General features: G+C 41.8%; 12 protein-coding genes and 1 tRNA gene. 7 read left to right on the top strand and 6 right to left on the bottom strand.

All coding sequences use genetic code 11. The features are described 5' to 3' along the window. Positions 1–4 precede the first annotated feature (4 nt). Complete coding sequence (locus RT034_RS07480) at positions 5–406, bottom strand: ATP synthase subunit I (protein WP_313015659.1); 402 nt, start codon at positions 404–406, stop codon at positions 5–7. Between the two features lie 338 nt (positions 407–744). On the opposite strand from RT034_RS07480, the gene RT034_RS07475 reads away from it, so the two are divergent. From RT034_RS07475 to gluQRS, 4 genes are all read left to right on the top strand, one after another. Further along, the gene (locus tag RT034_RS07475; RefSeq protein WP_313015656.1) at positions 745–1,197 is read left to right on the top strand and encodes a Fur family transcriptional regulator; all 453 of its coding nucleotides are present in this window, start codon (positions 745–747) and stop codon (positions 1,195–1,197) included. Positions 1,198–1,363: 166 nt separating this feature from the next. After that, positions 1,364–2,191: a metallophosphoesterase gene (locus RT034_RS07470; RefSeq protein ID WP_313015653.1), complete on the top strand. Its 828-nt coding sequence runs from the start codon at positions 1,364–1,366 to the stop codon at positions 2,189–2,191. Between the two features lie 225 nt (positions 2,192–2,416). Continuing rightward, positions 2,417–2,854, top strand: a complete 438-nt coding sequence (gene dksA / locus RT034_RS07465; RefSeq protein WP_007115815.1) for an RNA polymerase-binding protein DksA — start codon at positions 2,417–2,419, stop codon at positions 2,852–2,854. Next, complete coding sequence (gene gluQRS, locus RT034_RS07460) at positions 2,847–3,809, top strand: tRNA glutamyl-Q(34) synthetase GluQRS (RefSeq protein WP_313015650.1); 963 nt, start codon at positions 2,847–2,849, stop codon at positions 3,807–3,809. The genes dksA and gluQRS overlap by 8 nt, the downstream gene beginning before the upstream one ends. On the opposite strand, the gene ftsW is transcribed toward gluQRS, so the two are convergent. Next, positions 3,806–5,014: a putative lipid II flippase FtsW gene (gene ftsW / locus RT034_RS07455; RefSeq protein ID WP_313015647.1), complete on the bottom strand. Its 1,209-nt coding sequence runs from the start codon at positions 5,012–5,014 to the stop codon at positions 3,806–3,808. The genes gluQRS and ftsW overlap by 4 nt on opposite strands. Positions 5,015–5,051: 37 nt before the next feature. Continuing rightward, positions 5,052–6,437, bottom strand: coding sequence for a UDP-N-acetylmuramoyl-L-alanine--D-glutamate ligase (gene murD, locus RT034_RS07450; protein WP_313015824.1), 1,386 nt, complete (start codon positions 6,435–6,437; stop codon positions 5,052–5,054). Between the two features lie 741 nt (positions 6,438–7,178). On the opposite strand from murD, the gene RT034_RS07445 reads away from it, so the two are divergent. Further along, entirely contained in the window at positions 7,179–7,517 is a 339-nt protein-coding gene (locus RT034_RS07445) for a P-II family nitrogen regulator (RefSeq protein ID WP_007115809.1), read from the top strand. Between the two features lie 122 nt (positions 7,518–7,639). Next, entirely contained in the window at positions 7,640–8,965 is a 1,326-nt protein-coding gene (locus RT034_RS07440) for an ammonium transporter (protein WP_409566338.1), read from the top strand. 144 nt (positions 8,966–9,109) lie between these two features. Here the strand turns inward: RT034_RS07440 and RT034_RS07435 are convergent, their stop codons facing one another. Both RT034_RS07435 and RT034_RS07430 read right to left on the bottom strand, forming a co-directional pair. Beyond that, positions 9,110–9,484, bottom strand: a complete 375-nt coding sequence (locus RT034_RS07435) for a DUF2147 domain-containing protein (protein WP_188875943.1) — start codon at positions 9,482–9,484, stop codon at positions 9,110–9,112. Between the two features lie 257 nt (positions 9,485–9,741). Beyond that, a complete protein-coding gene (locus RT034_RS07430; protein WP_313015642.1) occupies positions 9,742–10,677 on the bottom strand; it encodes a DNA/RNA non-specific endonuclease in 936 nt (311 codons plus the stop codon). Between the two features lie 126 nt (positions 10,678–10,803). Here RT034_RS07430 and RT034_RS07425 point away from each other — a divergent pair. Beyond that, positions 10,804–10,894: transfer RNA gene (locus RT034_RS07425), tRNA-Ser, on the top strand. Between the two features lie 57 nt (positions 10,895–10,951). Here the strand turns inward: RT034_RS07425 and RT034_RS07420 are convergent. Beyond that, positions 10,952–13,015, bottom strand: a complete 2,064-nt coding sequence (locus tag RT034_RS07420; protein ID WP_409566344.1) for a catalase — start codon at positions 13,013–13,015, stop codon at positions 10,952–10,954. Positions 13,016–13,285 lie beyond the last annotated feature (270 nt).

Genomic DNA, 13,285 nt, shown 5'->3' with positions numbered 1-13,285 from the left:
TTTTTTACCAAGGATTTCGGTAAGTGATAATGAGGTAACTCATTTGCAAAATTAAGTAGCCCGCGAATACCGCAATGGCGTTTAGCGGTTTTAACAGCAGAAAAATCAGTGCAAATCCAATAATGGTCAACACCCACTTTGCCATATGCGCTTGGTAAAAACGATGAACAATTTGACGACGCTGCTGATAGCCCGATTTGCTCAGGGAAATTTTAGCAAAGATGATTTGACTCACCCACCCTAGCACACTACCGGCTAGCAGATTTTTACTCACGGTATACTGGCTATTGCCTTGCCAAACATCCCATACAATCCCGATGGCAACCAGCCCAAGTACCAGCCATGACTGCTTGTTGATGGATTGTTGGATAGACTGTGGGTCAAATGGCTTGGCAGGTTTTGACATAGCAAAATAAGGGGTAGCTGATTGTGGGCAGGAATGATGAAATTAGTATAGCAGAATCTTGATTAAAAATTTGGCTAAAGGTTGTTTTATCTATGCTGATTTTAACTAGCAAGATATTATGAATAGCCTGTTATTAGGCTTTTTATTTTTTCTGCTAGTTTTATAGCCAAACTGCTAATCTCTCAGACAAATTATGCGGTTTTCATGCTAAAGTAATTTGATAGTTATTGATGATTTTATGTGATATGACCCAACCTTCTATTCAATCAGCTGGAAGTTCTATTCAATCAGCCAATAGTTACGACGCAAATTGTCGCCACCTATCTATGTCCATGTGTATGCAACAAATGACCGCCGAGCAGATTGAAGTACAGATTGCCCAGATAAAACAAGATTGCCAAGCGCAAGGTTTACGTTTTACGGCATTGCGAGAGCAGGTGTATCGTTTAATTTTACTTGCCGCCCAACCCATTGGTGCGTATGAATTATTGGATTTGCTGCAGGCAGCGAGCGAAAAAGTCGTCGCACCGCCAACCGTATATCGTAGTTTGGAGTTTTTGCTTAGGCATGGTTTGGTTCATCAATTAAATTCCAGCAAGGCATTTTTTGCTTGTTCTCAGCCCACTGATCGCCATGTTGCCGCTTTTTTGGTCTGTCGATGCTGTGGCGAGGTACAAGAGTTTAGCCATCCATCTATCCAGACCATGCTAACTGAGGTTGAGCAATCGACCAACTTTGCCACCCAATCGAGTATTATTGAGCTTTCAGGTGTTTGTGAGCGCTGCCAATAGTGCCCTATTTTATCCAATTATTTGAATGAAGATAGGCTAAAAATTATTTTGCTATTGTGTTTGTCAATTATGAGTATTTGTGATATAAAACATGCCTTATTTAATTAACCGTTGTTTGATAAAGTTGTACTGCCACGATTACCGTCATTATTCTAAGGATAACTGAGTGACGTTACTGCCAAGTTCGATATCACAACACCATGCCGATTATTTTTCAATTATTGAATTAAGTGATCTGCATCTCTTTGATGACCCTAATAAGTTAATGAATGGTGTTAATACCGCAGACACATTTGAATCGGTATTATCCTTGGTCAAACAACAGCGCGATAATGTTGATTTGTTGGTACTGACGGGGGATTTATGTCAAGAACCTACTCAGCAAAATTATGACCGTTTATTTTCAGCCTTAGACGACATCAATATTCCTTTTGTAGCTATCCCGGGCAATCATGATGTGACCCTAGAGCTGGATAGTCATTTACCCTTTGCCCAACGCCGTCATTTGCCAGTCAAAGCAGATTCTCGCCTGCAAACCCGCTATAGTATTGCCACCGATTATTGGGACTTATTGTTATTAGACTCTTCTTGTGAGGGGCACAGTCATGGCAAAATTGACGAGCAGTCATTGCGGTGGCTGGCGCAACAGTTAGCGAATGCCGATCGGCCTTGTGCAATTTTCTGTCATCATCCCATGGTATTAATCGATTCAGCATGGCTCGATAAGTACACTATAATAAATTCTGAGCGTTTTTGGGAAGTGGTAATGCCGTATCTAGACCGCATTAAAGCTATATTTGTCGGTCATATACACCAAGAAATGCATAAGATTACTTATAGGACATCTGTATTTGGCTGCCCATCGACCAATCTACAGTTTAAACCCTTGTGTAAAGATTATACCATTGACGAAATTGCCCCTGGTTTACGTTGGATAAATTTATATAACAATGGGTTACTTGCAACTGGTATCAAAAGAACAGATACTATCTGACTAATTTTTCATGGTTGTTGAACTTATGTTCATAAACTTAATGTCGTGAAAGTTTGGTTAGCTTGTTTATTAAGGTTTTAGCGTTTATTTTAGTTTGATTTCATATACTGGCGAATTGCAGTGTTTAAAGCGTTAATAACGCGATGTCATTGGCTTAAGTGCTGAACTCGTAATGAAATTGTAAACTTAAAATTGTATCACTATCGGTTTTTAAAGGAATTAGCTATGGCATCTGCCCAAAATGAACGTGAATTAAGCTTTACCCCATATCAGCCAGCGGCTGAAGAAGAATATATGAATGACGCACAACTTGCGCATTTTAGAAAAATTTTATTAGATTGGAAAGAGCAGTTAATTAGCGAAGCTGAATCAACCAAATCTTATATTCAAGATGAATCAACGGCGATGCCTGATATTAATGACCGCGCCACCCAAGAAGAAGAGTTTGCGTTGGCTCTGCGCACGCGTGACCGTGAGCGTAAACTGATTCGCAAGATTGATAAATCGATTGCTGAAATTGATAGTGGCGACTACGGTTTTTGTGAGACTTGTGGTGTAGAGATTGGTGTGCGTCGTTTAGAAGCCCGTCCAACCGCAACCCAATGTATCGACTGTAAAACCTTATCAGAGATTAAAGAAAAACAAGCATGGGGTCATGCTTAATTTATCAACATCTCCTGTTATTGGTCGCTTTGCTCCCTCTCCGACGGGAGCTTTGCATTTGGGGTCACTGGTGACTGCGATTGCCAGTTACTGTATCGCTAAGCAAGCGCAAGGCAAGTGGCTAGTACGCATTGAAGATACCGATACTGAGCGCTGTCATCCAAAATTTAGCGATTTAATTTTAGCAGATTTGGATCGATTAGGCTTGCACTGGGATGGTAACATTCGCTACCAGTCGCAACACCTAAACACATATCACGCGTTATTGGATGAGCAACTAAAAGCAGTAAGTTATGGCTGTGATTGCAGTCGTAAATCCCTGCAAACTTATCAACTCGCCCACCCCAATACCCAATACCCTTATCCTAGAATCTGTGTCCATAAGCGGTTATCGCGCGATTATGCCATACGCTTAGTAATGCCAGATAACCCAATGCTTTTTTTTGATCAGCTGCAAGGGGTGATTTCAGGCAATCCGCAACGAGAACAGGGTGATATTGTGGTCAGAAGGCGGCGCATTGAACCGTCTTTTTCAAAGGTTCAAACAGCCAGCAAAGGCATGATTAATTATATGCTTGCGGTAGTAATTGATGACGCGCAACAGAGTGTCAATCAAATCGTGCGAGGTCTGGATATCTTGCCATTGACGATACCGCAAATGGTCATTGCCGATTATTTAAATTTTCAGCCTATCAAGCAGTATTATCACTTACCCATTTTGGTGAATGCACAAGGGCAAAAACTGTCTAAACAAACGCTAGCAGAGCCGATTCACGCCTACCCTGCACCCCAACTTATCAAAACGGCACTACAATTATTGCAACAGCCGCCGATTGATATGGATAAACCGACCACAATGCTCGAACAAGCGGTTTGCCAATGGGATCATACGCCGCTACAAGGCAAACAGCATATTGAAGTCGATAGCTTACAAAATCTTTTGGCAACCTGTTAATAATAACGACATTGATTGGCAGGAATTGTTGGGCTTTCTTTGATAATGCGCATCAACAATCCGACGATAATCAGATTGACCACCATAGAAGAACCCCCATAGCTAAAAAATGGCATGGTCAACCCTTTGGTAGGTAGCATCCCCATGGTCATGCCGGCATTAACAAAAATTTGCCCAAAGAACAAAATCCCAACCCCAAACGCAAAATAGCTTAAGCGTGTTTGGTGCCGTGCTAGCGCTTGGTAGCTAATGCGCATAACCGTGGTGACCAAAATAATTTGTAACACCAGTAAAAATGACACACCCACCAAGCCTAACTCTTCACCGGTAATCGCTAGCAAAAAGTCGGTATGCGCCTCCGGTAAATGTGAGAGTTTTTGGATACTTTCCCCATAACCGACACCAAACCATTCACCGCGGGCAAAGGCTACAATACTGCGACCTAGCTGATAGTCACTATTTTTTAAGTCATCAAACGGATCTAAAAACGAGGTTACCCGCTTTAGTCGGTAACTTGCCCCCATAATCGCCATGGTACCTGCCAAAAACATGGCACCCATGATGATAAAAAACTGGCGCATGGGTAACCCGCCGACAAAAATCATCGCCGCAATACAGGTTGCAATAATCACCACCGAGCCAAAGTCAGGCTGCAACATGATAAACAAGGTCAACCCCATGGCTATCAGTGTTAGCCGCAAAAAGCCTTTCCAATGGTTGCGAATCTCTTCTGATCGGCGCACCAGATAATCTGAGGTGTACAAAATCATCAACAATTTTGCCAATTCAGAGGGCTGAAAATTGATACCACCCAATTCAATCCAGCGTTTGCTGCCGTTAATCACTGACCCACCGATTAGGGTATAAATAATCAGCAACAGACAAGCCAGTAGCGCATACATAATAAAATCTAAGCGAAACGTCTTGCGAAGCGGGATAAAATACACCAGTAAACCCAGAACTGCACCGATTCCCATGTACGCTAATTGGTGATAAAAAAAGTAAAAATCACCCAGTTTTTTGGTTTGTGCAAAAGGTATTGACGCGGACGCCACCATCAACAGACTAAATACCATGATGGTTGCCACCGTGGTCAATAGCACCGAATTAATGGGCGGAATCCACTGGCGGCTTTTCTTAGCAGAAACACTGTTAGCTGAGAGGGATGAAGAAAGTGACGAAGAAGTCGAATGGGGCGCGGGCATAACACAACCTAAATATTAAAAATACACTAGCGAATGATTATTGGGGTTTGACTAAGCGTTGAAAAACTTGTCCACGTTCCACATAGCCACTAAACTGATCAAAACTTGCACAAGCAGGTGATAGCAATAATACGCCTAAAGCGGGGAATGTTGACTGGTCTTGCCAAGCTTGATTGACCGCTTGTTCTAAGGTTTGGCATTGGGTTAACACAATTCCTGCAGGATTGTGAGTATCTAACCCCGCTGATGCCAAATCAGCCGCGATTTTATCGGCATCTTCACCGATAAAGTACACCACTTGCGCATAATCCATCAAGGGTTTTGCCAGTTCAGCAAAGTTTTGACCCTTACCTTGCCCGCCCAAAATCACCGCGAGTTTTTTGCCTTTGGGCGCATATACTTTACCTAGCCCCAAAATTGCTGCGATGGTCGAGCCAATGTTAGTGCCTTTGGAGTCGTCAAAACAATCGAGCTGGTGGGTAGTTGTGATAAATTCACAGCGATGTGGCAGCCCGACAAAGTTTTTTAATGTTGTTAACATACTGTCTAGCGGCAGACCCGCCAACTCGCCAATTGCTAAGGCTGACAGCGCATTCATCAAATTATGCTCACCTTTGATCGGCACGTCTTTTTCATTGAGTAACCGCTCGCGACCCCGGGCTAACCAGATTTCACCATCGCTATCTTTTATCAATCCGTACTGATTCATATCCGGTGCGTTACTACCAAAGGTAAGGGTGGGCATATCATCGGCTACTAACGGGCGACTAAGCAAGTCCTCGCGGTTGACCACAATGGATTGCACGCCTTGGAATATTCGGTGTTTGGCTTGGTGATAGCCGAGCATATTGCCATGGCGATCTAGATGGTCAGGCGACATGTTAAGCACGGTGGCCACTTTGGCAGCCAAATTGGTGGTGGTCTGTAGTTGAAAACTGGATAACTCAAGCACCGCCATCTGTATAGGCTCAAGTAGCAAATCAAGCGCGGGCGTTCCCAAGTTACCACCGACACCGACTTTAAATCCCGCATTTTTGACCATCTCGCCAACCAGTGTGGTGACGGTGCTTTTGGCATTAGAGCCGGTAATTGCAATAATCGGAATATGTCGCTGTTTAGCTACCTCATGGAACAATTGAATATCACTGACAATCGCGATTTTTTTCGCACGCGCGCCATCAAACACCGGCAAATAAGGGTCGATACCAGGACTGATGATAATGCGATCTGCCACTGACAACAGCTCGCCATCTAATGCGCCAAACTTGGTCACTATATTGGTTGGCAAATGCTCGGCAAGTTTGGGCAGACCGGCATCGGTGACAGCTACGGGGTAGCCAAGCGCGTGTAAATAGTTGACTGCCGACAAGCCTGATTTGCCAAGTCCAACCACCACTTGTAAGCCATTGCCACGTTGAATCATGCTCGATGCTGATGGCATGCTTTGGTTGGTTGAAGCAGCTGAAACGGCTGATTGAGTGGCAGAGAGTTGACTCACGAGAATTCCTTGTAACACTTAGACTTGTAATACTTAAACTTGTAGCACTTAAATAAGGGTACCGCTAACTAAGGCAATAACAATACTTGCAGCATAAGCTAAAAACGTTTTCTATCATACCATTTTATGACAAAAAGTTTTGCGATTAAATGTGAGTTTTCATGTTTTGTAGTGACCGCAATAAAAGGCGGTTTAAATGCTACGATTTTTGCCATGAAGATATACTTTGTATCTGTGTTACCCAACAAATTTAACGATTTTAGCCAGTAAAATGCACTTTTTTGGTGCAATTATTTTATTTTTATCGCTAATCATTAAAATAATTCTAAAAATTATCTACAAAATCGTTAATGGCACCCAAATAACCTTTTTGGTGCAATGACTGATTTACATTAGAGGAATTTTTATTTTTTGGTTATAATAAAATTTCGCTTTCTGTGTGATGGTCGCATTGAAACCATAAAAAAGTTTTTGCTTTATTTTCAATAGGTTATATTTTTTACCCCCTTAAAAATAGGACATTTCTGAAAGTTGGCATAGCTTTTGAATTATCGAAACTACCATTTTCAACACGCTATACGAATGCTGTTTAGGGTAACCGCTATTAAGCCACTACAGCAGATAGTAACTAACTCAACCATAAGCGGCACTTAAAAGGAAATTATTATGAAATTAATTACGGCTATCTTAAAACCGTTCAAACTAGATGATGTACGTGAGTCACTCTCTGAGATTGGTGTTCAAGGTATCACTGTTACCGAAGTAAAAGGTTTTGGCCGTCAAAAAGGTCATACTGAATTGTATCGTGGTGCTGAGTATGTGGTTGATTTCTTACCAAAGGTTAAGTTAGAAATTGCAGTGACTGACGAAATGGTTGATGCAGCGATTGAAGCTATCACTCGCGTGGCTAGCACGGGCAAAATTGGTGATGGCAAAATCTTTGTATCACCATTAGAACAAGTGATTCGTATCCGTACTGGTGAAACAGGCGCTAACGCTATCTAACACTATCATGACTGTCGTTGTGGCAACGCTTGTTAACTTTTAAAGTCGACCATCCTTTAAACATTAACGCAGACCTATCAAGCCGCTTAACGACTATCTCAAATAATTTTAAGGGGGTTACGATGAATGCCGTCATTACAAGGGCAGCTTTTGCCAAATTTTTACAGCCACTAGTATCTACTAAATCAATTTTATCATTATTGTTGTTATCTCCATTGGTGGCTCATGCTGCTGACACGCCTACGCTAAATGCAGGCGACACCGCTTGGGTATTAATTTCTACCGCATTAGTGCTCCTAATGACTATTCCAGGGTTGGCGTTGTTTTACTCAGGTATGGTGCGCAAAAAGAATATTTTAGGGACGATGGCGCACAGTTATGGTGCCACAGCATTAGTATCTATTGTTTGGATAGTGTTAGGTTATTCGCTGGCGTTTGGTAGCAGCGATTTTAATCAATTTGTTGGCGGTTTTGATAATGCATTGTTATCTAATATTGGGCTAAGTGATTTAACGGGTACCGTGCCCACCCTGTTATTTGTCACTTTTCAAATGACCTTTGCCATTATCACTGTGGCAATCTTAGCAGGCTCGATTGCTGAACGTATTAAATTCAGTAGCTTTATGGTTTTTACTGCCCTTTGGGTATTATTGGTGTATGCACCGATTTGCCACTGGGTTTGGGGCGGCGGCTGGTTGATGGCAGATGGTGCGCTAGACTTTGCAGGCGGCACGGTCGTGCACATTAATGCAGGTGTAGCAGGTATTGTGTTGGCGGCGGTTTTAGGTAAACGTAATGGCTATAACCGTGACCCGATGGCACCTTCAAACTTGGCTTTAACGTTAATTGGTACGGGTTTGATTTGGGTAGGTTGGTTTGGCTTCAATGGCGGTAGTGCGTTAGCAGCAAATGCATTGGCAGGTAATGCGCTACTCGTCACGCAAGTAGCGGCAGCGGCAGGGGCATTGACTTGGTTTGCTATCGAAAAATTAGTGCGTGGTAAAGCCTCTGTATTGGGCGGTGCATCAGGTGCAGTAGCAGGTTTAGTCGGTATTACCCCAGCGGCAGGTTTTGTGACGGTAGCAGGCGCATTAGCGATTGGTATCATCACTTCATTGGTTTGCTTTTATGCAGTCAACTATCTCAAACGTCTGTTAAAAATCGATGATAGCTTGGATGCGTTTGGATTGCATGGCGTTGGTGGCATCGTCGGCGCCATATTGACAGGTGTCTTTGTGAGTCCTGCTATCACTGGCAAACCCCTGGCTTTATCGACTATGGGTCAAGTGTGGGTGCAATTAGAAGGCGTGTTTGCGGTTATCATCTACTGCGCGATTGTGACTTTCATTATTGCTAAAGTGATTCAATTAACCATGGGCTTACGTGTCACTGATGAAGATGAATACACCGGTCTTGACTTAGCCGTACATGGCGAACGTATCGAATAGACAAAGAATGATAAACATAGGCTGATTCAATCAGCCTATTTTTTTATATAAGCATACTAAAAGACTCTACAAAACTTGCGATTGGACAAATAAAAAAGCTAGATATTAATATCTAGCTTTTTTGGGCTTTCAAATCATGGGCGATTATTTAATTTTTTTCCAAGTTTGGCTGCCTTTGACTGGAACAGATAAAGTTAAGGTTGAACCGCTTAATGAAATATCTGCACCTAATCCAAGACCCCAACGTGGGTCTTTTGCTTTACCTGCATATTTGCCATTACCTTTCGCTTTCACGTTTGTTAACACAGTTTTACCAACAAAAGATTTTGCTTTTTCAGTATTGCCCGCAACGATTTTACCGGTGAAAGTAGCACCTGTTTGTGAGATTTGAACTTGCGCTTTTGGTTGATTGTCTTCATAAGTTTGCCAAGTACCCACGATTGGATCGGCAGCCATAGCAGCAACACTTAAAGTAGAAAGAGCAACACCAACGCTGATTGATTTAAGAGAAATTTTCATAACAGTTCCTTCTGTAGCGCACTGCAAAAAAGTAAGGGAAGTGAGATGCAGTGCCATTGACAATCATTATAGCCAAAATGGTTTTGAGGTAAAGATATTTTTTGATACGCAAAAGTTTCTAATAGTTTTCTACATCCTTACAGGGTAAAATTATCCGCTTTTTTAATTTTAACTTACTGATTTTTAAGTAATTATTTTTTTAAAAAATTCCAAAAGCTTAAACTGACTAATCAGTCATTTGTGTATAATTACTATTTTTAGGACTTAAATAGGCTGATTATCCATTCAAAAATGGTCAAAACTAAATTAACTAAGACTAATAAAATTTGCTGGTTATCGGGCTCTGATTTTGGCGTGTTTTTATTTTTTGTAGCTGGTGAATAATCATCAATAGGCAGCGTCATTGCCGTTTTTTGTACCTTCCCTGATAACCCTGGCATGGCATCCACGCCTATTCTTACCGCAAGTTCATCCAGACTAATGATTTCCACTCGCTGACTATCATCATTAGGTGCAAAATAGACCCCTGCTTGTTGTAGACTTGGAATATAAATCGCTTTGTACAGATGACTAGGTACTAATATATTATTATTGATTTTCTTAACCCGATTACCGATAAAAGCCACCCCTGTCACCACATAGATACGGCTGTGTTTAATCGCTAGATAACGGGTACGGGACTCAATGTCTCGCCAAGTGCTACGATTATTGACGGGATTTTGCGGTACAATGTTGGCAAGGCTAAAACTATCATATTGTGATTCAAGCGTACTCATATCTGCATTCGGCGCTAGATGTCCACGATCATAAGGTACGTTGCGATAATCAGCTAAATAGCCTTTAACCCGATTAGGCAGCTGACTTTCTTCGTGAAAATTATCAACCCTAGATAGTTCACTCGCTTTTTCAATACGCGCTCGCGTCAAATACTCCGCTGACCACAAGGCGGTTTTACTCAGTGACGAATACCCCACAGCAAAGCCATTTAGACATAGATAATAAATCTCAAGTGGTGGATTCGAGAGAGGCTGCGGACTTTGTTGGTTAGCATAGGTATTGCCGCATTGATTGAGGTGCTGTTTGCGATAATCTAAAGAGCTGCTAGAATGTGCCCATAAGGGCAATAAGGATAAAGCTATCACTACTAGTGTCTGTGACAGTGATTTGTGGGAAAAACGCTGATAACCACTCATACGCTATAACTTACCAACTCTAGCCATCGATGAAAATTGATTAATTATACATGACATTTGGCATTATTTTGGGTAAAATAGGCGTCCGTTTTGCGATTACCTATATTTTGGAATTGCAACTCGATTGGAAACGTGGCTGAGTGGTCGAAAGCGCACGCCTGGAAAGTGTGTATACGTTAATAGCGTATCGAGGGTTCGAATCCCTCCGTTTCCGCCAAACAAATAAAAAGCTAGCTTATTATTAAGCTAGCTTTTTTATTGCTGGGTTGATGAATTACGCTAAATCACGCACATTAGGTTCACGTTCCCATTCACGCGATTTGGCCTTCTCGATAAAGGTATCTATTTCCTTTAAAGCGACCACACTGGCGTCTTTGTCAATATGCTGGGGAATTAGAATAAATTCATCCGTCGCACCGCAATAAGCAATCGCTTTTAGATGGGCATGCGCATCTTTAAACCACGCAATCGCTTCACTCACTTTGGCTAGTTTTTTCGCTTGCTCTGGCATAATGATACTCACGATTGCATCAAATAAGACAGAAGGCGAGCCCGCTAATTGACCGTCAGCTGCAATGGTTTCACCATTGTTTAAGGTAATACTAATTTTTGGCGCTACAATAAAGGGAATTGCCTTGGCTGCGGTAATCGCCGCTTTATATTTTTCAAGCATTTCTGCATTTGAATCATCTGCGACTAAAATAGCGACTTTACGACCTTCAAGCGTTGGTTTAGCTTTGCCAATCAACTGTAAAGCTGGAGATAATGGCAAATCTTGCACCGGAACAATCGGCTCAATCGGTTTTGGCACTGGTTTCATGCCTAACCCATCGGCAACGCGTTTACCCAATGTTTCATCAACCGTTAGCAGCTGTGCAACCATGCGTTCACGGATATAGGGTGTCTCAACTTTTGAAAGCTCAAACACAATCGCTGAAGCAATATGCGCCTGCTCAATGGGGGTTTGACTACGATAGAACATACGTGGTTGACTATAAAAGTCTGCAAAGCTTTCAGAACGGATACGACCTTTAACTGTATCATTGCCTTGGCTTAAATCCTCAGCAAATGATTTAAAGCCTACTGTGGGATTTTCACGCGGTTTTTCTGGTTCTAAACTTTGTGGTTCATAAGCGACGCGACCTTTAGGAATTTGCATCTGCATATGGCCATCACGTTGCATATTATGGAATGGACATTTTGGCGCATTAATTGGCAGCTGGGCAAAATTTGGTGAGCCCAAACGTGACAACTGGGTATCAAGGTAACTAAATAAACGACCTTGTAGCAACGGATCATTACTAAAGTCGATACCTGGGACGATGTTTGCTGGGCAGAAAGCCACTTGCTCTGTTTCCGCAAAGAAGTTATCGGGATAACGGTTTAATACCATTTTACCTACGATTTCAACAGGGACTAATTCTTCTGGAATTAATTTGGTTGCATCCAAATGATCAAATGGGAATTTTTCTGCTTGTTCTTGGGTAAAGATCTGCACACCAAATTCCCAAACAACTTCGTCACCATTTTCAAACAAGGTTTCAAATAAATCACGACGATGATAGTCTGGATCAGCACCGGCAACTTTCACAGCTTCATCCCACACATGTGATTGAAGCTGCAAACGTGGACGCCAGTGATAACGGAAGAACACACTTTCGCCTTGGGCATTAATAAAGCGATAGCTATGGATACCAAAGCCCTCAATCATGCGTAAACTGCGAGGAATAGCGCGATCACTCATCGCCCATAGGTAGTTATGTAAGGTTTCAGGGTTTAACGAGATAAAATCATAAAAGGTATCATGCGCTGATGCCGCTTGTGGGAAACCACGATCAGGCTCCATTTTTACAGCATGAATAATATCGGGAAATTTAATCGCATCTTGGATAAAGAACACAGGGGTGTTGTTACCCACTAAATCCCAGTTACCTTCCTCTGTATAGATTTTGACGGCAAAACCGCGAATATCACGCGGCGTATCAATCGATCCCGCACCACCGGCTACCGTTGAAAAACGAGTAAATAATGGGGTTTGTTTGCCCACCTCTGTTAATACCTTAGCTGTGGTAAATTGCTCTAATGATTTAGTTAATTCAAAATAACCATGGGCTGCCGTACCACGAGCATGTACAACACGCTCAGGAATACGTTCATGGTCAAAATGGGTAATTTTCTCGCGTAAAATAAAATCTTCCAGCAATGCAGGACCCCGGCGACCTGCCTTTAGCGAATTCTGATTATCTGCAATAACAATACCTTGCTGCGTAGTTAAATTGGTTGAATTATTATCAGCCTGCTGATGAGTTTCACCAGCATTGCCTTGCTGAACATTCATATTTGGCTCTGGTTTAACGGGCTTTTGTGTCATCTTTTATCCTAGATATTTAATTATATTTGTAATTTTTTAGAAAACATCAAATGTTCACCTAAGGTTAAAAAAGGATCGACATTGATGTAGTTAGTATATAGGATTCAAAAATTTACAGTGTGAAAATGCGTAAAGCTATGTAACAAGTAGGTTATTAATGCAGCATATAAAAAGAATAAAACTAATACCAAACCCAGAAAATATAGTATCATAGCCACATGAATAAACTAAAATCTA

The sequence above is a fragment of the Moraxella sp. CTOTU48841 genome (assembly GCF_032061225.1).
GTDB classification, from domain to species: domain Bacteria; phylum Pseudomonadota; class Gammaproteobacteria; order Pseudomonadales; family Moraxellaceae; genus Faucicola; species Faucicola cinerea.
Note: the sequence above shows the minus strand (reverse complement) of the source record. Positions and strands in the feature narration are given on the sequence as shown.

What these genes read in the sequence shown, in the direction of transcription:
- RT034_RS07480 (WP_313015659.1), bottom strand. Translation starts at nt 406, where the DNA reads ATGTCAAAACCTGCCAAGCCATTTGACCCACAGTCTATCCAACAATCC.
- RT034_RS07475 (WP_313015656.1), top strand. Translation starts at nt 745, where the DNA reads ATGCAACAAATGACCGCCGAGCAGATTGAAGTACAGATTGCCCAGATA.
- dksA (WP_007115815.1), top strand. Translation starts at nt 2,417, where the DNA reads ATGGCATCTGCCCAAAATGAACGTGAATTAAGCTTTACCCCATATCAG.
- gluQRS (WP_313015650.1), top strand. Translation starts at nt 2,847, where the DNA reads ATGCTTAATTTATCAACATCTCCTGTTATTGGTCGCTTTGCTCCCTCT.
- ftsW (WP_313015647.1), bottom strand. Translation starts at nt 5,014, where the DNA reads ATGCCCGCGCCCCATTCGACTTCTTCGTCACTTTCTTCATCCCTCTCA.
- murD (WP_313015824.1), bottom strand. Translation starts at nt 6,437, where the DNA reads ATGATTCAACGTGGCAATGGCTTACAAGTGGTGGTTGGACTTGGCAAA.
- RT034_RS07445 (WP_007115809.1), top strand. Translation starts at nt 7,179, where the DNA reads ATGAAATTAATTACGGCTATCTTAAAACCGTTCAAACTAGATGATGTA.
- RT034_RS07440 (WP_409566338.1), top strand. Translation starts at nt 7,640, where the DNA reads ATGAATGCCGTCATTACAAGGGCAGCTTTTGCCAAATTTTTACAGCCA.
- RT034_RS07435 (WP_188875943.1), bottom strand. Translation starts at nt 9,484, where the DNA reads ATGAAAATTTCTCTTAAATCAATCAGCGTTGGTGTTGCTCTTTCTACT.
- RT034_RS07430 (WP_313015642.1), bottom strand. Translation starts at nt 10,677, where the DNA reads ATGAGTGGTTATCAGCGTTTTTCCCACAAATCACTGTCACAGACACTA.
- RT034_RS07420 (WP_409566344.1), bottom strand. Translation starts at nt 13,015, where the DNA reads ATGAATGTTCAGCAAGGCAATGCTGGTGAAACTCATCAGCAGGCTGAT.